The sequence below is a fragment of the Corynebacterium sp. KPL1824 genome (genome assembly GCF_000478095.1).
GTDB lineage: Bacteria > Actinomycetota > Actinomycetes > Mycobacteriales > Mycobacteriaceae > Corynebacterium > Corynebacterium accolens.
In genome coordinates, this window is sequence record NZ_KI515750.1 from 617,439 (window position 1) to 634,174 (window position 16,736).

Genomic DNA, 16,736 nt, shown 5'->3' on the forward strand with positions numbered 1-16,736 from the left:
TTGGCACTGAACTACAGTCACGAAAGTGAGGTCTATTCACCCCTATGCCAAGTTCTCCTTCTCAACCCGCGCCCCAGCTTGCCGATGCCCCCTCCACCACCGCCACGGTGCACAATATCACCGCTGTAGCGGAAGACCTTGCGGTCATCGAGTTTTCACTGGACGGTGATGCGCAGCTCACGGATTACTCCCCCGGCTGCCACGTCGATATCACCCTCCCGGGAGCTAACGGTGAGATGCTTACCCGCCAGTACTCGGTTTTTGAGATGGCCGGTGCCTCTTCCCCTGCTGCTGGCCAACAGGAACGGCCAACGTATGGAGTCGCGGTAAAGCGGGAGAAAAACTCCACGGGTGGCTCGATTGCGATGCTCAAACTGCGCCGCGGGGATAGCTTTAAGATTTCGCAGGCATTCAATAACTTCGAGCTCGTGGCAGACGCCGGCTACTACGTCCTAGTTGGGGCCGGAGTGGGCATTACCCCCATGCTCTCTATGGCCCAATCCCTCGAGCGCGAGAACAAGCCGTATCTCGTGCTCTTTTTCGCGCGCGATAGGCACCACGCGGTACTGCTCGAGCAATTGCGCGAGACCTGCGGCGATAAGCTCATTGAGGTCTTCGGCCGCCCGCGCGACAAACAGGCGGATATCTACCGGCACCTGCTGGGCCAGGCGCCAAAGGAGACGGCCTTTTATGTCTGCGGCCCGCAAGGATTTATGGATTCCGCCAAAGAAATCGCGCTCGACTACCTGCCCGAGCATGCCTTTCACTGGGAGAACTTCCACCCCGATCTCCAAGCGCTATCCGGTGAGAAAAACGCCGGGGCCGGCGACGGTCCGTTCGAGGTGGAATTTTGCGGCGAGACGGTAGAAATCCCAGAAAATAAGACGGTCCTAGAGGTCCTCGAGGATCTCGATCTGCCCGTAAAATCGCGCTGCCTGGAAGGCACGTGCAGCACCTGCCTGATGCGCGTGGTCGAGGGCGAACCAGATCACCGCGATTCCGTCTATGACGCGCAAATGTATGCCGAGGGCGCCTTCGCGCCATGCGTCTCCCGCGCACTAAGCCCCAAGCTCACCTTAGAGCGCTGGCGGCAATAACCCTTCGCTCCCCCACCCTGGCCGGGAGTGGGAGCGAAGGGGGAAAGAAGGGGGCATCGGCAAGCGCGGCACAGCTCTAAAGGGCGCGCACCATAATCACGCCGATGATGACCAAGACCAAGCCGATGATGCGGTGGACCGGCGGCAGGCCGCGCTTGGCATTGCCCCAGCCCAGCGATTCAATGACCTGGTCACAAATGATTGAGCCCACCAGCGAGCCGATGACCGTCGTGCCAGTGCCGATCATGGGCGAAAGCGTCGCGCCGCCCACCACAAAGAGCGCGCCGAGCACACCGCCGAGCCACATCCACCAGGGACCTGGGGCGATACCGCTTAGAAGGGCGCGGCGGGGTGCCTTCCAGCCTACGGTGAGCAGGGCCAACAGGATCACGCCGACGCCCAGGGAAATGACGCTGGCGGGCATGGGGCTGTGCAACGCGCCTCCCAGGTAGCCGTTGACGGCGGTTTGGGTGGCGGAGCCCATGCCAATGAGCACGCCGAAAACCCGCCACAGCCACAGCGAAAGCCCGGTGGCTTGCGCGCGCGTGGTGGCAGCGCCCCGGCCGATTTCTAGCACCAAGGCGATGCCGCCCACCACGATGAGGGCGCCGAGGATGCGCAGCGGGCCGACGGGAACCAAGGGGGATTCAAAAAGGCCGGTCAGATCATAAATAAGGCCCATCGTCACCTGTCCCAGGATGGGCAGGATGACGGTTTCTACGCTGCCGATGCGCGGGAAGAGCAGGATATTTCCCACGATGAAGGCCACGCCCATAAAGCCGCCGAGCCACACCCACCACGGTTGCGCGGCCGCCAGCGCCAGGTCCGGTATCGCGTCACCGGTGACTATCAGCGCGAGGATGGCGGAGACAGCAAAGCCGATAATGAAGGAGAAGAACCCGGCGGCGATGGGTGAGCCCACGGACTCGCGCAGACGAGTATTAATGGCCGTTTGCGCCGGCACGATGGCGCCGACCAGCATGGCGGCAATAACCAACATTGTTTTTCCTTCCCCACACGTATGGGACTAAACAAAGCCTGGAACCAGGCGTGACATAGAGATGTAATTGTAGAGCGTTAAAATGCAAAAGAGTGCAGGCCGACAAAAGCGGAACCTGCACTCTCTCGCTAGAAGGAGCCGAGTTTAGTCATCCGTAGGGATGGAATCGGTACCTTCCAGCAGCTTGGCAACATAACCAGTATTGAACTCGCCGCTGCGGAACTTTTCGCTATCAAGCAGCATGGCTTGGAATGGTGCCGTGGTGACAACGCCGTCTACCTGCAGCTCGTCGATGGCGCGCAGCATGCGGGTAATGGCCTCGTCACGGTCTTCTGCCCACACGATGAGCTTGCCCACCATGGAGTCATAGAACGGCGGGATGGTGTAGCCCGTTTCGATGTGGGTATCCATGCGCACCCCGAAGCCACCTGGCACGCGGTAGTGCTCGATCTTGCCCGGCCGCGGCGCGAAGTTCTGGTTCGGATCCTCGGCGTTGATGCGGCACTCGATGGCGTGGCCACGAATCTCCACATCATCCTGGGTAATAGATAGCTTCTGCCCGGAGGCAATGCGCAGCTGCTCCTTGATGAGGTCCACACCGGTGATCATCTCCGTAACCGGGTGCTCCACCTGGATGCGGGTGTTCATCTCGATGAAGTAGAACTTATCTTCGGTGTTATCGAAGACGAACTCGATGGTTCCGGCGTTCTTGTACTTCACCTCTTTACACAGGTTAATCGCGGCTTCCTGCATTTCCTGGCGCAGCTCATCAGTCAGCACCGGCGAAGGGCCTTCCTCAATGAGCTTCTGGTTGCGGCGCTGCGAGGTGCAGTCGCGCTCTCCCAGGGCAACGGCATTTTCGCCATCGGCCAGCACCTGGATCTCAATGTGGCGGATATCCGTCAAAAAGCGCTCGATGTAGACCGACGGGTCATTGAACGCGGACTCTGCCTCGTTCATGATCTCGTTGAGATCCTTTTCCAGCGTGTCCTCGGATTCCACGACGCGCATACCGCGACCACCACCGCCGGCGGCAGCCTTAATCAGCAGCGGGAAGCCGGTGTTATGGGCAACCTCGAGGGCCTCATCGAACTCGGTGACCACGCCGTCGGAGCCCGGCACGGTGGGAACACCGGCGGACTTGGCAATGCGCTTAGCCGCGATCTTGTCACCCATCAAGCCGATGTGCTCGGCCGAAGGGCCAACAAAGCCGATCTCTTCTTCTTCCACCATGCGGACAAAGTCCGGCTTTTCGGACAAGAAGCCGTAGCCCGGGTGAATGGCATCCGCCTTGTACGCCATGGCTGCGGAGATGACCAGCTCGGGGCTGTTGTAGCTCTTGGAAACATTCGCCGGGCCGATGCATACTGCTTGATCGGCGAGCTTTACTGGCAAGGAGTCCTTATCGCCTTCGGAATAAGTAAGGATGGACTTGATACCCAATTCCTTGCAGGCGCGAATGATGCGAAGCGCAATCTCACCGCGGTTAGCAATGAGCACGCTACCTAATAGATCTGACATATTTTCCTCCAGATCGATTACTTCGGCTGGATGACCATGATGGGCTGGCCGTGCTCCACGGCGTCCTCATTATCAACGAGGATTTCCTTCACGGTGCCGGCAACCTTGGACTCGATGTTGTTCATCAGCTTCATAACCTCAACGATGCACAGCACCTGGCCAACCTCAACCTCGTCACCAACCTTGACGAAGGGATCTGCGCCCGGCTTCGGAGCAGCGTAGAAGGTACCGACCATGGGAGCCTTAACGGTCTCGCCCTCTGCAGACGGCTCGCCGGAGGTCTGTGGCTCTTCCTTTGGAGCTTCCTCCTGGGCAGGAGCAGGTTTGGACTCTGGCTCAGCTGCCGGGGCGGGTGCGGCCTCCGGGGCTGCCTCCTGTGCTGGTGCTGCGGCCGGAGCGGCTTCCGGAGCCGGTGCCGGGCGGTTCAGGCCACCTGGGGTGCGGGACATCGCGAGCTCGACGTCACCGTACTTAATCTGCAGCTCTTGAATGTCATCAGAAAGGTTGGCCCACTTCAGCAGGGACTTCAGGTCGTGCAAGTTGGTGGAATCAGTCATGGTTACTTTTCTCCTTTGGTGAGGTTGATTTCCAAATCGGAAGTCTTGAGGTGGAAGTCGGTGGTATCGGAAGAGTCGTAGATTTGCTGTACCAGGGAGGTAAGGACGCCGCCCTTGACGCCTTCGCCCTCGCCGCCGCGGCCTTCAGCCACGAAGCGCTTCATTTCATCGACCTGGCTGCCGGCGAACATCACGCGCAGCAACAAGGTGTCGATATCCTCGTCCGGGTGAGCCTTCTTCAGGTCCGGCAGGACCGGCTTGAGCTCTGGGATTTCCTCCGTGATTTCGGAGGAACCGTTGGCCATGATCTTCTCCAGCACGTCTGGGTCCAGCGGGGCGAGTGGCTCGCCGTAGTAGCCCAAGGCGTACTTCTTAATCTCGTTCGGGACCACGGAGTAACGGTCACCGGTCATCACGTTCATGACGGCCTGGGTGCCCACGAACTGGGCGAACGGCGTAATCATGATGGGGTATGCGAGCTCTTCGCGCACGCGTGCGACCTCGTACAGCAGCTCTTCGAAGCGGTCACCCAACCCAGCGGTTTCCAGCTGGGATTCGAAGTTGGTAAGCATGCCGCCTGGCAGCTGGTGCATGTAGTGCAGGCCATCGAATGCGCGCGGAACGCCTACCGGCTTATCTTCCGTATCGGCGATTTCCTGAATGCGCTCGCTGGCGGAATCGATGCGCTCATCGTCAACGTCCACCGTGTAGCCCAGTGCGCGAAGGTCGCGCACCACGGCCTGGGTGGCTGGCTGTCCCGGGCCATTGGCCAGCGGGGCGATGGAGGTGTGGATAGAATCCACTCCCAATTCCGCTGCGTAGAGGTAGGTCAGCGGGGACAGTCCGGTCAGCGAGTGGGTGTGCACCTCGAGCGGTACGTCACCGATGGAGCTGCGGATCGCCGGGATGAGGGTCTTCAAACGGTCCGGAGTAAGCAGGCCGCCGGCGTCCTTTAGCATGATGCGGTCCACATCGGTGCGCTCGAGCAGCTCCGTGGCCTTCCGCTTGTACAAGTCATCGGTGTGCACCGGGCTCAAGCAGTAGGACAATGCGCCGAAGGTTTCAGCTCCGAGTTCCTTGGCCAGCTTGAGGCCCTGGTCGATGTTGTCGATGTCATTCAAGCCATCGAAGGAGCCGATCACACGGAAGCCATTGGCGTAGAGTCGCTCGGTCCAGTTCAAGATGGCATCATCCGGCAGAAAGTCGAAGGAAGCCAGGTTCTTGGAGCGAATCAGGGCGCGGAACTTGGTGCCCGGCGCGGCGTTCTCGTGGACGAGGCGAACGCGCTCCCACGGGTCTTCCTTGAGGTAGCGCACGGATACGTCGAACTGGATGGGCGCGACCAAGTCCACGTGCTCGAAGCCAGCGTTGGTGATGTCATCCAACAGCGACAGGATGTGGCTCGTGGTCATGCGGGTGGCCCAGATACTCTGGTGCGCATCACGCAGGGTGGTATCGATGATGTTGATCTTGCGCTCGCTATCGGCCGGGCGTCCGCCCGCGGCCATGATTTCGGCGAGGCCTTCTGTGCTTAGTTCCTCGGGACTAAGAGCAGTCATAAATCCCTCCTTAGGGTGTGGCTCCGGAAAGACTCGGTTGGTTCACAGTGACGGGTCACTTTGGTGGTTCAAGACTCTTCGAAAACCTTCCGTGTCGTGGCTCACACGCTACACCACACCTAAATTTTCAGCGCCGGAATTCCGGCCCAAAATGACCTTTTCCTGCGAATTCCAAGCTCGTTACGGCAAAGAATTTATACAAATACCCCTATACGGGGTCACAGTGCGCACTATAGTTCACCTAGCGAACAGCGAATTTTTATGGACCTTTCCCCCGAAAAGTGGTGGACGACATGCAGTTTCTAGCCAGTAACCAAATCGGCTCCGGCAGCGCTGCGCTTTTCGTGGCTTACATCGCGGCCTAAGCGAAGTGTGATGTGCGTAATATCTTCCTCAATATTTCGGACCCATACCTAGGAGGAACAATGACTTCTACCGCCCCGCCGAGCCCCACGCCCACTAAGTCATCGGGCGCGACTAAAACGGACCGCAAATCCCTCGCAGCCAGCCTGACCGGCCAGGTCCTGGAATGGTACGAGTGGAGCTCCTATGCGGTCTTCGCCCCATTCATCGCCGCGGCGATGTTCGACAAGGGCGATACCGCCTCCGCACTGCTTGCCACCTTCGGTGTCTTCGCCGTCGGCTTCTTGGTCCGCCCGCTGGGCGGCATCATCTTTGGCCGCATCGCCGACCAGCGCGGCCGCAAAACCGTCTTGATGACCACCATCATCATGATGGCTAGCGCCTCGGTCCTCATCGGCTTGCTGCCCACCTACGAATCCATTGGTATCTGGGCCTCTGTCGGCCTGCTCTTCATCCGCGTGCTGCAGGGCTTTGCACACGGTGGTGAATCCGCAGCCGCCAATAGCTACATCCCTGAGATCGCCCCGAATGCCCACCGCGGCCGCTGGGGTTCCATGGTCTATGTCTCCATCTTCGGCGGCTCGGTCATCGCCTACGTCTTGGGCGGCGGCATTTCGCTGGTCTTAACGGACGAGCAGATTGGCGCGTGGGGCTGGCGCATTCCGTTCCTCTTGGGTGCCGTCGCAGCGCTGATCGCGTTGTATCTGCGCCGCCACATGAAGGAATCCGATCACTTCCAGGAGATCGACAGCGCCGAGCCCACCGTTGAGGCCCCGAAGCGCACCAAGAAGTCCGTGAATTCGCAAAAGCCTGCCTCGGTTGTTCGCCCGGCATGGCAGAATATCTTGCTCGTCGTGGGTATGGTCTCCGGCGTTACGGCCGCGCACTACACATGGACCTCCTATGTTTCCACCTACGCCATTAGCCACGAAGGCATGTCCACCCAGGGTGCTTATTGGGTCACCGTGGCCGCACAGACCGCCGGTCTCATTGCCCTACCGCTATGGGGCAGCCTGTCCGATAAAATCGGCCGCAAGCCAGTGATCTACATCTGCGCCATCGGCCTAGCCATCCTGCAGATCCCACTGATGAACTTCATCGATGATCGCCCCTGGACCCTGCTGGTGGCCTCCACCGTCGGCGTGGTCATCGTCGCCGCCGGCGGCGCCCTGTTGTCCTCCATCATGTCCGAGGTCTTCCCCACCGCCCAGCGCACCCGCAGCATCGGCCTGGCCTACTCGCTGTCTGTCGCCGTCTTCGGCGGTACCGCACCGTATATCTACCAGTGGTTCGTGGCCCACGGCCTTACTTGGGCTTCTGGCTTCTACGTCGTCGCACTGTGCATCCTCACGCTTGTCAGCATGTACATCCTGCCTGAAACCAAGGGCGTGGACCTGCGCGATGTCTAATCCACCCGCCAAACACTAAATCGCCGCTTCCCAGGCTTTCCCGGGAAGCGGCGATTTTTCACGTCCATAACTAATTAGTCGAGCGCTACCTTAAAGGGTGCGTCCGTGACCTCGCGGATGGACTCCTCGGTTTCACCCTCGGCGACCTCGATAAGCGTCAGGCCCTCCAGCTCGTCCACGGTAAATACGGCGCGATCAGTAATAATCAGATCCACACACCGCGCGCCGGTCAGCGGCAGCTGGCACTCCGCCAGAATCTTGGAATCGCCATGCTTGGACACGTGCTGCATCATCACCACGATGCGCTTGGCACCGTGCACCAGGTCCATCGCACCGCCCATGCCCTTGACCATCTTGCCGGGGATCATCCAGTTGGCTAGGTCGCCGAATTGGGATACCTCCATGGCACCGAGCACCGCGACGTCGATGGCGCGGGAGCGGATCATGGCAAAAGACTCGGACGAGGAGAAGAAGGATGCACCTGGGGCTTCAGTAATGGTTTCTTTACCGGCGTTGATGAGCTCCGGATCCACCTTGTCCTCTTCAGGGTAGGCACCGACGCCCAGGATTCCGTTCTCAGAGTGCAGGACCACCTCGCGGCCCTCTGGCAGGTAGCCCGGGATGAGCGTTGGCATGCCGATGCCCAGGTTGACGTAGTCACCATTGTCCAGTTCTTGTGCGGCGCGTGCCGCCATTTCTTCGCGTGACCAGGTCATTACTTGCTCACCGTCCTGAATTCGATTCCGGTTTCTTGTTTGCCCACTTCCACTACGCGGTCCACGTAGATTCCGGGCACATCCACCTCTGCTGGCGGAACGGCTTCTACCAACTGTTCTGCTTGCACGATGGTGATATCGGCGGATTTGGCTGCATCGGGGTTGAAGTTCTGGGCGGTTTTATTAAAGGCAAGGTTGCCAAAGCGATCCGCGCGGGCGGCATGGACGAAAGCGAAGTCCGGGGTAAGGGCTTCTTCCATGACGTAGAGCTCGCCGTTGAACTCGCGGGTTTCCTTCGGTGCGGAGGTCTCCGCGATGGTGCCGTCGGGGTTGTAGCGGGTGGGGATATCGCCATCGGCAAGCGGCGTGCCCACGCCAGCCTTGGTGTAGAAGGCTGGAATGCCCGCTCCACCGGCGCGCATGCGCTCTGCCAGGGTGCCCTGCGGGGTAAATTCGACGGTAAGCTCGCCCTCGAGGTACTGGCGCGCGTATTCCTTATTGGTTCCCAGGTAGGAACCAATCGAGCGGGCGATGCGGTGATCCTTGAGCAGCAGGCCCAGGCCGAAATCGTCCGTACCGAGATTATTGGAAATGATGGTGAGCTCGCTCGCGCCCTGGGAGCGCAGCGCGGCAATGAGTTGCGCTGGGATACCCACAAGGCCGAATCCGCCCACCGCGATGGAGGAACCGTCCGGGATATCCGCGACGGCCTCCTCTACTGAGGCTATGACTTTATTCAACATGGGCCTTAGACTACGTGCGGTTCACAGACAGCACAAGGGTTCAGAATGCGAACACGATCGGGTACACTGAAGAGACCTGGGCCACTTAACCCTAAAAATAGCTTGGAGGACACATCGTGGCAGATACCCCCGTAGTGCAATCACTAGCCCGCGGACTCAACGTCATTCACTCGTTTAATGGCGAACGCCCGCGGCAAACACTGGCCCAGGTTGCCGAGGTCACAGGCCTAGCGCGGGCCACCGCACGCCGCTTTTTACACACGCTTGTCGCGGAAGGTTACGCCCGCACCGATGGCTCGGATTTTTGGCTCACCCCGCGCGTTTTGGAACTGGGCTACTCCTATCTATCGAGCTTGGGTCTGCCGGATATTTCCCAGCCCCATTTGAGGGAGTTATCCACCAAACTCGATGAGTCCTGCTCCGTGAGCGTGCTCGACCGCGACACCGTGGTCTATATCGCCCGCGCCGCAGCGCACCGCATCATGTCCACCAATATCACCATCGGTACGCGCTTCCCGGCGCACGCCACGTCCATGGGCCAGGTGCTGCTCGCTGATTTAACGCCGGCAGAGCTGGATGAGTATTTCGCCACCACCGCTCCGCTCGAGCAGGTCACCCCGCACACCTTGGTATCCCAGGACGCGCTGCGAGCCCGCCTCGGCGAGGTCCGGCGGCGCGGCTGGGTCATCGTGGACCAAGAGCTAGAAATCGGCCTGCGCTCCATCGCCGTTCCCATTCGGGATCGCACCGGGCGCGCTGTGGCGGCCATCAATATTTCCACCCAGACCTCCGTGTATTCCACCCAAGATCTCACCGCGCAGCTCCTCCCAGAGCTTCTCACTACGTGCGCGGCCATTTCCCACGATCTCACCACCACCGAAATTTCCTAAGGAGAATCCATGCATACTCAAGACGTCGTCCTGTGCTACCCCAAGCGCACCCCAGTCGGCCGCTACGGCGGCGCGCTAAAATCCGTCCCCGTCCAGGATCTGGCCAGCCTGGTGGTATCCACCATCGTGGAAGAATCCGGCATCGATCCAAACGTCATCGATGACATCATCCTCGGCCAAGCCTCCCCCAACGGGGCTGCGCCTGCCCTCGGCCGCGTCGCCGCACTCGATGCCGGCCTGCCCGTCTCCGTGACCGGCATGCAGCTCGATCGCCGCTGCGGCTCCGGCCTGCAAGCCATCGTCACCGCCGCCGCCCACGTCGCCACCGGCGCGGCCGAGGTGGTCATCGCCGGCGGCGCCGAATCCATGTCGCGCACCGAGTACACCGTGGACGGCGATATTCGCTGGGGCGCGAAGGGCGGAAACATGGTCTTTCGCGATCGCCTCCAGGAGGCCCGCGAAACCGCCGGTGGTAAAAACCACCCCATCCCCAGCGGCATGATCGAAACCGCCGAGAACCTCCGCCGCGAGCGTTCCCTGTCGCGCGAGGACCAAGACGAGCTTGCGGTGCGCTCCCACCACAATGCCGCCCGCGCGCAGGAGCAGGCGCTTTTCGATGCCGAAATCGTCCCCGTCTCCGTCCCCCAGCGCAAGGGGGTTCCCATCATCGTGGACAAGGATGAGCACGTGCGCGCCGATTCCAGCGTGGAAAAACTGTCCAAGCTCCGCCCGGTAATGGGCAAGCAGGATGACGAGGCCACGGTGACCGCGGGTAACGCCTCCGGCCAAAACGACGGCGCCGCCGCCGTACTCGTTACCACCCGCGAAAAGGCCGACGAGCTCGGTCTCGAGCCGATGGTGGTATTGAAGGGCTGGGCGCTTGCCGGCGTAGAACCAGAGCGCATGGGCATCGCACCGGTTGAGGCCACCCGAAAGGTCATGGACCGCCTCGATCTCACCTTCGATGACCTCGACCTCATCGAGCTCAATGAGGCATTTGCCGCCCAAGCCCTCGCGGTACTAGATCAGTGGGGCATCTCGCCCGAGGATCCCCGCTTCAACCCCAACGGTTCCGGCATCTCGCTAGGCCACCCGGTGGGCGCGACCGGTGCCCGCATCGTGGTTACCGCCGCACACCACCTGCGCCGCACCGGCGGCAAGCGCGCGCTAGTTACCATGTGCATCGGCGGCGGCCAGGGCCTTGCCGCCATCGTTGAGGCGGTCTAGCCTCCACAAGCGCTATTCGCTGCTGCCGTAATCCCCCACCGGGCGCTGCACCAAGGCGCCATCCGCGTTGGGCTCGCCCGCCGCGATGCTGGCAGTAACCAGCGCGGCTAGGGCCACGGCAGAAGCCGCAGCTGATGCCATCGCCGAGTCCCTACCTGCCCGCATGGAATACTTCATTTCCTTAACGTAGCGCGAATGAAGGTTAGGGGAAAAGAAAAAGAGAATAAGGGGTAGATGAGGGGTGCGGTGGATAACCCGACAACGACACCGCACTTCGCTGTAAGCTGGAGTGGAACTTTGCTCGCATGATTTTAAGGGGACTTAGTCAATAATGATCCAATTCGTCTTTGGCGCCGCCGCAGGGTACGTATTTGGCACCAAGGCGGGCCGCAAGCGCTACCACCAGATGAAAAGCGCCTACCAAAAGACCGTCAACTCCCCCGCCACCAAGTCCGCGGTGCGCTCCGCGCGCAAGATGGTAGCCAACCGCCTGGATCCAGAGCCACGCATGCGCGAAATCCACGACCTTTCTGAAAAGCGCCGTGGAAAAGGAAAAATTCGGGGCGACCAAACTCCGCAAGCAGATCGCATCTATGAGCCGGATGAGGATTAAAGCCCGTCCGCGCTAACCCCCTCCCCGCGCAGCACCTGAACTAGCGTCCGAGTGCCTGCCCGGGGATTTTATATGCCCGGGGTACCGCGAAAGGCGCGGTCATTGAGCTCGCGGCGAGCCTGTTCCAAGGCAATGAGGTCCGCGAACAGGGAGTTATAGCCGGCCTCATCATCGGTAGGCCGCATCCGGCCCAATTGGGCCTTCAGCTGTGCAATCTGATCGCCCACGACGGTTTCCTGCAGCCGCGAGAGTACGGAGTCCGCATATTTTTCTGCGCCCACGTCCGTGGGCAGAATGGCCTCGACTGCCAGCTCGGAGACGAAATTCCTTCCCGTCAGATCCTGCATTTCCCCGGCAACTGCGGCAATCCAGTCCACCCCGGACATGGTGGCACCTTTTTCTGCCCCGCCCACGGCGGAAATCGCTTGGCGGACGATGCGGTAGGCGTCGTTGGTATAGGCATCGGCAGTAATGCCATCAAAATACGAGCCAACGACCTCCGGCATCTGTAAGGCCAATTTCAGCGCCTCCCGCTGCGGCCAGAGATGGGTCTCCTTCGGGCTCGGCGGATGGATCATGGGCACGTCTTGCTGCGCCGGCTGCGGCTGTGCATTATCAAAGCGGCGTATCGTCGGCTTGTCTGCTTTCTTCGGCTTCTTCGCCTCCGCGCGCACTTGGCGCAGCACCTCTTCCGGATCATTCCAGCCCACCCAGCCGGCAAGCCGGCGGGCGTATTCGCGCTGTAGGGGCTGGTCCCGGATCTGCGCGACGATGGGCACTGCCCGCCGCAAGGCCTGCAAGCGGCCCTCAGCAGTATCGATCCGGAAATCAGCAATGACTGATTGAATGACGAACTCAAACATGGGGATGCGGTCTGCCACCAGGTCGCGCACCGCGGCATCGCCTTTTTCAAGGCGCAGATCGCACGGGTCCATGCCATCCGGGGCCACGGACACGAAGGATTGACCGGTAAATTTCTGCTCGCCGTCAAAGGCTCGCATCGCGGCCTTCTGCCCCGCTTCATCACCATCGAAGGTGTAGATGAGCTCGCCGTGGAAATAGGAATCATCCAGCATGAGTCGGCGCAGCACCTGCAGGTGCTCCCCGCCAAAGGCCGTACCGCACGAAGCCACGGCAGTCTTAATGCCTGCCGCGTACATGGCCATCACATCCGTATAGCCTTCCACCACCACGGCCTGGTGGCCTTCTGCGATATTGCGCTTGGCCAAATCCAGACCAAAGAGCACCTTGGACTTGTGATACAGCATGGTCTCGGGCGTATTCATGTACTTGCCCAGCTTGTCATCATCAAAGAGCTTGCGCGCACCAAAGCCAATGACGTTGCCGGAAAGATCCTTAATCGGCCACAGCAACCGGCGGTGAAAACGGTCAATGGGACCGCGTTTTCCCATCTTGGAAATGCCGGCTGCCTCTAGCTCTTCAAAGGAAAACCCCATGCGCAATAGGTGCTTTGTGGCGGTATCCCAGCCTTCGGGGGCATAGCCGCACTCGAAATCATAAATAACCTCGCGGCTAAACCCGCGATCCAACAAAAAATTGCGCGCCGTTGCCGCCTCTGGGGTTTCCAGCTGCTTCCGGTAGAACTCGTGCACCGCCTTATTCGCCGCGATGAGCCGCTGCCTAGTACCCGGCTTCTCATTGCGAGCACCGGTCGAGCCGCCCTGATAGTTGATGTGGTAACCAATCTTCTGCGCCACGGCTTCCACGGCTTCCGGGAAAGAGACCTGTTCCATCTCCATCAGGAAGCTGAATACATCGCCGCCCTTACCGGTGGAAAAGCAGTGATAATAACCGCGCTGCGGGCGGACGTGGAAGGACGGCGTCTTTTCATCCTTGAAAGGGCTCAAGCCCTTCAAAGAATCGTGCCCAGCAGGTTTGAGCTGCACATATTCGCCCACGATTTCTTCTAAAGGCGCGCGTTCACGGATAGCTTGGATATCACTGTCCGGAATTCTGCCCTTTGCCATGGCTACAGACTACCCCGCCCATATATCGGATGCTTAACTGCCAAAGCCAGGATGGTCGCATTGGACCGCGCCGGTTAGCAAGTACACAGAATCACCGTGTTTTACCCACATGTGGGGCGGCCTCTCCCCGGGTATTCCCACCCCCGGGACGGGGCAATTTTGGATATTGCTCTTGACGCGGTGGACGTTTATGTTTTCGAGATAGTTCCTGCAACAATAGGGGGCATGTCCAAGTCCAAAGCGTCTAAGAAATCGCTTCCAGTGGCCCTTGGTGGACTCGCCATCGTCGCAGGCGCTAGTTATTTCGGCTTCGACCTCGGCGGTGATGAGGATGCAACATCGACGGATGAGACCTGCGCTATTTCTTCCCTTCCTAGCGAAGCCGAAGAAACCGCGGACGATATTCTCGCCGGCGGTCCCTATGACTACCCCGACAATGACAATTCCCATTTTGGCAATTATGAAGGCGTCCTCCCCCAGCAGGCGCAGGACTACTACCGCGAGTACACGGTAGAAACCCCCGGCAGTAACCATCGCGGTTCGAGGCGCATCGTCACCGGCGGCGGCACCGAAACCGATCCCGATGTGTGGTACTACACCGATGACCACTACCAAACATTCTGTTCTATCCCAGACGCAGAGGATTAATAGTGCACCGCATTTTAATTACGGAACCCATCCGTACACGAACGGATTTCTTCAATGCTTTAGGACGCACCCATGGTTGCGTGGATTGTGGCCCGCGCAGCCTCGAGGATCTAGCCAGCTTCCTGCGCGAGAATGAAGTATCCACCATCGTGGCCGCCAACATGGAAATGGAATTGGATGACTTCGCGGCCATCGCGGCCGTTGTTCAAGATGAAGGCGTTAGGCTCGCGCGCTAATAGCTAGTCCGCGGATTCTGGCGCTCTGAGGATGCTGGCACTCCGCAGATGCGGGCAATCCAAGGATGCTATAGGTCCTCTGCAATAACTGAGCAATGAGCGCCCTCAAATATCACTTTTTCGCTTCAAAAATAGCAGCGGAGGTTGCACTTTTAGCGAAAGGCCGCGCCCAGGCCCCTCCGAAGGAGCCCCACGACCCGTATAGCTATTAGTCCAAGAACCCCGAAAGGTCAGCGCTCCGGCGCGCAAGCCGCTCGAGGCGGGATTCGGTCATGGAGGCGATCTGATCAATGATGGCACGGTCGCGGGCGGCGTCGGTATCGGCTTGCTCCCACCACAGGCGGAAGGTGGCATCGAGCGAACCGGGCGCACCTGCGACGAGGTAGTCGTAGACGCGGTAGATGCGCTCGCGCTGGCGGTCTTGGCGGGCTAGGTGCGCTGGTTCATCCATCACGTAAAGCACGGCAATCGTTTTTAAGAGCTTAACCTCTGCCTGCGCCAAGGGCGGAACGCGCAGGTCACCGTGCATGCGGCCGAGGGTATTGGCGCTGATGAGCTCAGCATTCGCCTCCGAGGTTGCGCCAATAGTGGCACCCACATAGCGTCCCACCAGCTCAGAGGTCATCTTTTTCAGCTTGGCATAATCGCGCAGGGTGTAGTCGAAATTGCCAAGGGCATTGATGACATCGAGGTTGCGCAGGCTATCGGCGGCTTCCAAGAGTTCATCGGCAGTTCCGCCAAAGGCCTCGGCGCCCTTTTCTGCAAGGTGGGCTAGTTCCACCAAATCCCACAACACGTTCAAGGAAATGCGCTGGGAGATGATGCCGTCTTCCACGTCGTGCACGGAATAGGCAATATCATCGGACCAGTCCATGACCTGGGCTTCGATGCACTTTCGGTTATCGCTATGGCCTTTGCGCAGCCACGCTAAAAGGTCAGCGTCCTCATCATAAGCACCGTATTTGCGGTTGATGGTGCCATCCGGATTGGTCTTGGTCCAAGGGTATTTGCACGCGCCATCGAGCGCGGCACGGGTGAGGTTGAGACCAAAGCTGTGGGCGGTGCCATCGGCGTCCTCGGCTAAGACTTTGGGCTCTAAGCGGGTCAAGATGCGCAGGGTTTGCGCATTTCCCTCGAAACCGCCTTGCGCGACCTCATTGAGCGCATTTTCGCCGTTGTGGCCATAGGGTGGGTGGCCGATATCGTGGGTAAGCCCGGCCATGTCACAGAGATCCGGATCGAGGCCGAGGCCGGCGCCGATGCCGCGGGCAATCTGGCCAACTTCGAGCGAGTGGGTAAGCCGGGTGCGCGGGGTATCGCCATCACGTGGGCCTACGACCTGGGTTTTATCCGCCAATCGCCGCAGCGCAGCCGAGTGCAAGACGCGGGCACGGTCGCGAGAGAATACCCCGCGGTGTTCTTCGATATCGCTAATCGTGGATCCCTTGGGCCGTTCTTCGGCCAGCCGGGCAAAATCAGCTGCAGCATAAGAGTAAGGCACGGCGTTTTAGTCTATTCCCCCTGCGTGCGGTCTGCGTCTTTATTTTGCATCGTTTCGTGCCGCAGCTTCTGATTCGGCCGCAGCATCAGCTCAATGCGGTACAGGCACCTTTTCCAGGCACGCGCGCACCGGGGAGAGACGATGCTGGCGAGCCCAATATAAAACAGCCCGCCGCATTCGTGCGCGAGGTAGCGCCACCAGGGCTTGGACAAGCGCCGGGCGGGATAATAGGGCGTGCCGGAAACGTGAGCGTTGAGCCCTTCCTGCTGGGCGATGACCCACGTGCGCAACCTGTGCAAGGGATCGGTGACGATGATGGCATCGGCAAGGCCGTGGGCATCGATAACCGCAGCTAAGGACTCACGCGTATCGAGGCCCTCCTCCACGGCGGATACCTGCAGCCCAGGGAAATGCTCGCGCAGGTAATCGTGGGCAACCCCGGCCTCGGTAAACCGGTCCCCGGGCAGCTGGCCGCCCACGGTTATGACGGGCAGGCCGCGGGAGGTGGCCAGCTCCCCGGCATGGCGCAGGCGCCCGGCTAGGATGCGGGAGGGGCGGCCATCGTATTGCGCGGTGCCTAAAACAACGACGTATTTCACAATGCTTCCCACCCTACTGCCTGCAGAGGAGGTTCTCCGGATTGGGCGTTCGGGCAGGTAGAGTTGTGG

Annotated in this window: 17 protein-coding genes; 7 read left to right on the top strand and 10 right to left on the bottom strand. The window is 60.2% G+C overall.

The window, feature by feature from the left end; translation table 11 throughout:
* Positions 1-44 precede the first annotated feature (44 nt).
* Positions 45-1,097, top strand: a complete 1,053-nt coding sequence (locus HMPREF1267_RS09200; protein WP_023017155.1) for a PDR/VanB family oxidoreductase — start codon at positions 45-47, stop codon at positions 1,095-1,097.
* 76 nt (positions 1,098-1,173) lie between these two features.
* Here HMPREF1267_RS09200 and HMPREF1267_RS09205 read toward each other — a convergent pair whose 3' ends face one another.
* The 4 genes from HMPREF1267_RS09205 to HMPREF1267_RS09220 all read right to left on the bottom strand — a co-directional run bounded on the left by HMPREF1267_RS09205 (position 1,174) and on the right by HMPREF1267_RS09220 (position 5,734).
* Complete coding sequence (locus HMPREF1267_RS09205) at positions 1,174-2,097, bottom strand: DMT family transporter (RefSeq protein WP_023029075.1); 924 nt, start codon at positions 2,095-2,097, stop codon at positions 1,174-1,176.
* Between the two features lie 144 nt (positions 2,098-2,241).
* A complete protein-coding gene (gene accC / locus HMPREF1267_RS09210; RefSeq protein WP_023029076.1) occupies positions 2,242-3,618 on the bottom strand; it encodes an acetyl-CoA carboxylase biotin carboxylase subunit in 1,377 nt (458 codons plus the stop codon).
* Positions 3,619-3,635: 17 nt separating this feature from the next.
* Positions 3,636-4,175 (bottom strand): acetyl-CoA carboxylase biotin carboxyl carrier protein, encoded by a 540-nt coding sequence (gene accB, locus HMPREF1267_RS09215; protein WP_023029077.1) that lies wholly within the window; start codon positions 4,173-4,175, stop codon positions 3,636-3,638.
* 2 nt (positions 4,176-4,177) lie between these two features.
* Complete coding sequence (locus HMPREF1267_RS09220; protein ID WP_005278129.1) at positions 4,178-5,734, bottom strand: pyruvate carboxylase; 1,557 nt, start codon at positions 5,732-5,734, stop codon at positions 4,178-4,180.
* A 425-nt stretch (positions 5,735-6,159) separates the two neighbouring features.
* Here HMPREF1267_RS09220 and HMPREF1267_RS09225 point away from each other — a divergent pair, with 425 nt between their 5' ends.
* Positions 6,160-7,506: an MFS transporter gene (locus HMPREF1267_RS09225; RefSeq protein WP_005284138.1), complete on the top strand. Its 1,347-nt coding sequence runs from the start codon at positions 6,160-6,162 to the stop codon at positions 7,504-7,506.
* A gap of 74 nt (positions 7,507-7,580) precedes the next feature.
* Here the strand turns inward: HMPREF1267_RS09225 and HMPREF1267_RS09230 are convergent, their stop codons facing one another.
* A complete protein-coding gene (locus HMPREF1267_RS09230; RefSeq protein ID WP_005278126.1) occupies positions 7,581-8,222 on the bottom strand; it encodes a 3-oxoacid CoA-transferase subunit B in 642 nt (213 codons plus the stop codon).
* On the bottom strand, positions 8,222-8,965 hold the full coding sequence (locus HMPREF1267_RS09235) for a CoA transferase subunit A (RefSeq protein ID WP_005278125.1): 744 nt from the start codon (positions 8,963-8,965) through the stop codon (positions 8,222-8,224). Before HMPREF1267_RS09235 ends, HMPREF1267_RS09230 begins: the two co-directional genes overlap by 1 nt.
* A 116-nt stretch (positions 8,966-9,081) precedes the next feature.
* Here HMPREF1267_RS09235 and HMPREF1267_RS09240 point away from each other — a divergent pair, with 116 nt between their 5' ends.
* Both HMPREF1267_RS09240 and HMPREF1267_RS09245 read left to right on the top strand, forming a co-directional pair.
* Complete coding sequence (locus HMPREF1267_RS09240) at positions 9,082-9,855, top strand: IclR family transcriptional regulator C-terminal domain-containing protein (protein WP_023029078.1); 774 nt, start codon at positions 9,082-9,084, stop codon at positions 9,853-9,855.
* A gap of 9 nt (positions 9,856-9,864) precedes the next feature.
* Positions 9,865-11,082, top strand: a complete 1,218-nt coding sequence (locus HMPREF1267_RS09245) for an acetyl-CoA C-acetyltransferase (RefSeq protein ID WP_023029079.1) — start codon at positions 9,865-9,867, stop codon at positions 11,080-11,082.
* A 12-nt stretch (positions 11,083-11,094) separates the two neighbouring features.
* Here the strand turns inward: HMPREF1267_RS09245 and HMPREF1267_RS13185 are convergent, their stop codons facing one another.
* On the bottom strand, positions 11,095-11,259 hold the full coding sequence (locus HMPREF1267_RS13185; RefSeq protein WP_005278122.1) for a hypothetical protein: 165 nt from the start codon (positions 11,257-11,259) through the stop codon (positions 11,095-11,097).
* 154 nt (positions 11,260-11,413) lie between these two features.
* Here HMPREF1267_RS13185 and HMPREF1267_RS09250 point away from each other — a divergent pair, with 154 nt between their 5' ends.
* The gene (locus HMPREF1267_RS09250; RefSeq protein ID WP_023017147.1) at positions 11,414-11,695 is read left to right on the top strand and encodes a hypothetical protein; all 282 of its coding nucleotides are present in this window, start codon (positions 11,414-11,416) and stop codon (positions 11,693-11,695) included.
* A gap of 68 nt (positions 11,696-11,763) precedes the next feature.
* Here the strand turns inward: HMPREF1267_RS09250 and dnaG are convergent, their stop codons facing one another.
* Positions 11,764-13,683: a DNA primase gene (gene dnaG, locus HMPREF1267_RS09255; protein ID WP_023017146.1), complete on the bottom strand. Its 1,920-nt coding sequence runs from the start codon at positions 13,681-13,683 to the stop codon at positions 11,764-11,766.
* 225 nt (positions 13,684-13,908) lie between these two features.
* Here dnaG and HMPREF1267_RS09260 point away from each other — a divergent pair, with 225 nt between their 5' ends.
* Both HMPREF1267_RS09260 and HMPREF1267_RS09265 read left to right on the top strand, forming a co-directional pair.
* A complete protein-coding gene (locus HMPREF1267_RS09260; protein WP_023029080.1) occupies positions 13,909-14,331 on the top strand; it encodes a ribonuclease domain-containing protein in 423 nt (140 codons plus the stop codon).
* 2 nt (positions 14,332-14,333) lie between these two features.
* A complete protein-coding gene (locus HMPREF1267_RS09265) occupies positions 14,334-14,567 on the top strand; it encodes a hypothetical protein (protein WP_023029081.1) in 234 nt (77 codons plus the stop codon).
* A 208-nt stretch (positions 14,568-14,775) separates the two neighbouring features.
* Here HMPREF1267_RS09265 and HMPREF1267_RS09270 read toward each other — a convergent pair whose 3' ends face one another.
* Positions 14,776-16,068 carry a deoxyguanosinetriphosphate triphosphohydrolase gene (locus HMPREF1267_RS09270; RefSeq protein ID WP_023029082.1) on the bottom strand — a complete coding sequence of 431 codons (1,293 nt, stop codon included), beginning with the start codon at positions 16,066-16,068 and terminating at the stop codon, positions 14,776-14,778.
* A gap of 11 nt (positions 16,069-16,079) precedes the next feature.
* The gene (locus tag HMPREF1267_RS09275; RefSeq protein ID WP_023029083.1) at positions 16,080-16,667 is read right to left on the bottom strand and encodes a YdcF family protein; all 588 of its coding nucleotides are present in this window, start codon (positions 16,665-16,667) and stop codon (positions 16,080-16,082) included.
* Positions 16,668-16,736: the final 69 nt, after the last annotated feature.

Coding starts and splice junctions, on each gene's coding strand:
- HMPREF1267_RS09200 (WP_023017155.1), top strand. CDS start 45: ATGCCAAGTTCTCCTTCTCAACCCGCGCCCCAGCTTGCCGATGCCCCC.
- HMPREF1267_RS09205 (WP_023029075.1), bottom strand. CDS start 2,097: ATGTTGGTTATTGCCGCCATGCTGGTCGGCGCCATCGTGCCGGCGCAA.
- accC (WP_023029076.1), bottom strand. CDS start 3,618: ATGTCAGATCTATTAGGTAGCGTGCTCATTGCTAACCGCGGTGAGATT.
- accB (WP_023029077.1), bottom strand. CDS start 4,175: ATGACTGATTCCACCAACTTGCACGACCTGAAGTCCCTGCTGAAGTGG.
- HMPREF1267_RS09220 (WP_005278129.1), bottom strand. CDS start 5,734: ATGACTGCTCTTAGTCCCGAGGAACTAAGCACAGAAGGCCTCGCCGAA.
- HMPREF1267_RS09225 (WP_005284138.1), top strand. CDS start 6,160: ATGACTTCTACCGCCCCGCCGAGCCCCACGCCCACTAAGTCATCGGGC.
- HMPREF1267_RS09230 (WP_005278126.1), bottom strand. CDS start 8,222: ATGACCTGGTCACGCGAAGAAATGGCGGCACGCGCCGCACAAGAACTG.
- HMPREF1267_RS09235 (WP_005278125.1), bottom strand. CDS start 8,965: ATGTTGAATAAAGTCATAGCCTCAGTAGAGGAGGCCGTCGCGGATATC.
- HMPREF1267_RS09245 (WP_023029079.1), top strand. CDS start 9,865: ATGCATACTCAAGACGTCGTCCTGTGCTACCCCAAGCGCACCCCAGTC.
- HMPREF1267_RS13185 (WP_005278122.1), bottom strand. CDS start 11,259: ATGAAGTATTCCATGCGGGCAGGTAGGGACTCGGCGATGGCATCAGCT.
- HMPREF1267_RS09250 (WP_023017147.1), top strand. CDS start 11,414: ATGATCCAATTCGTCTTTGGCGCCGCCGCAGGGTACGTATTTGGCACC.
- dnaG (WP_023017146.1), bottom strand. CDS start 13,683: ATGGCAAAGGGCAGAATTCCGGACAGTGATATCCAAGCTATCCGTGAA.
- HMPREF1267_RS09260 (WP_023029080.1), top strand. CDS start 13,909: ATGTCCAAGTCCAAAGCGTCTAAGAAATCGCTTCCAGTGGCCCTTGGT.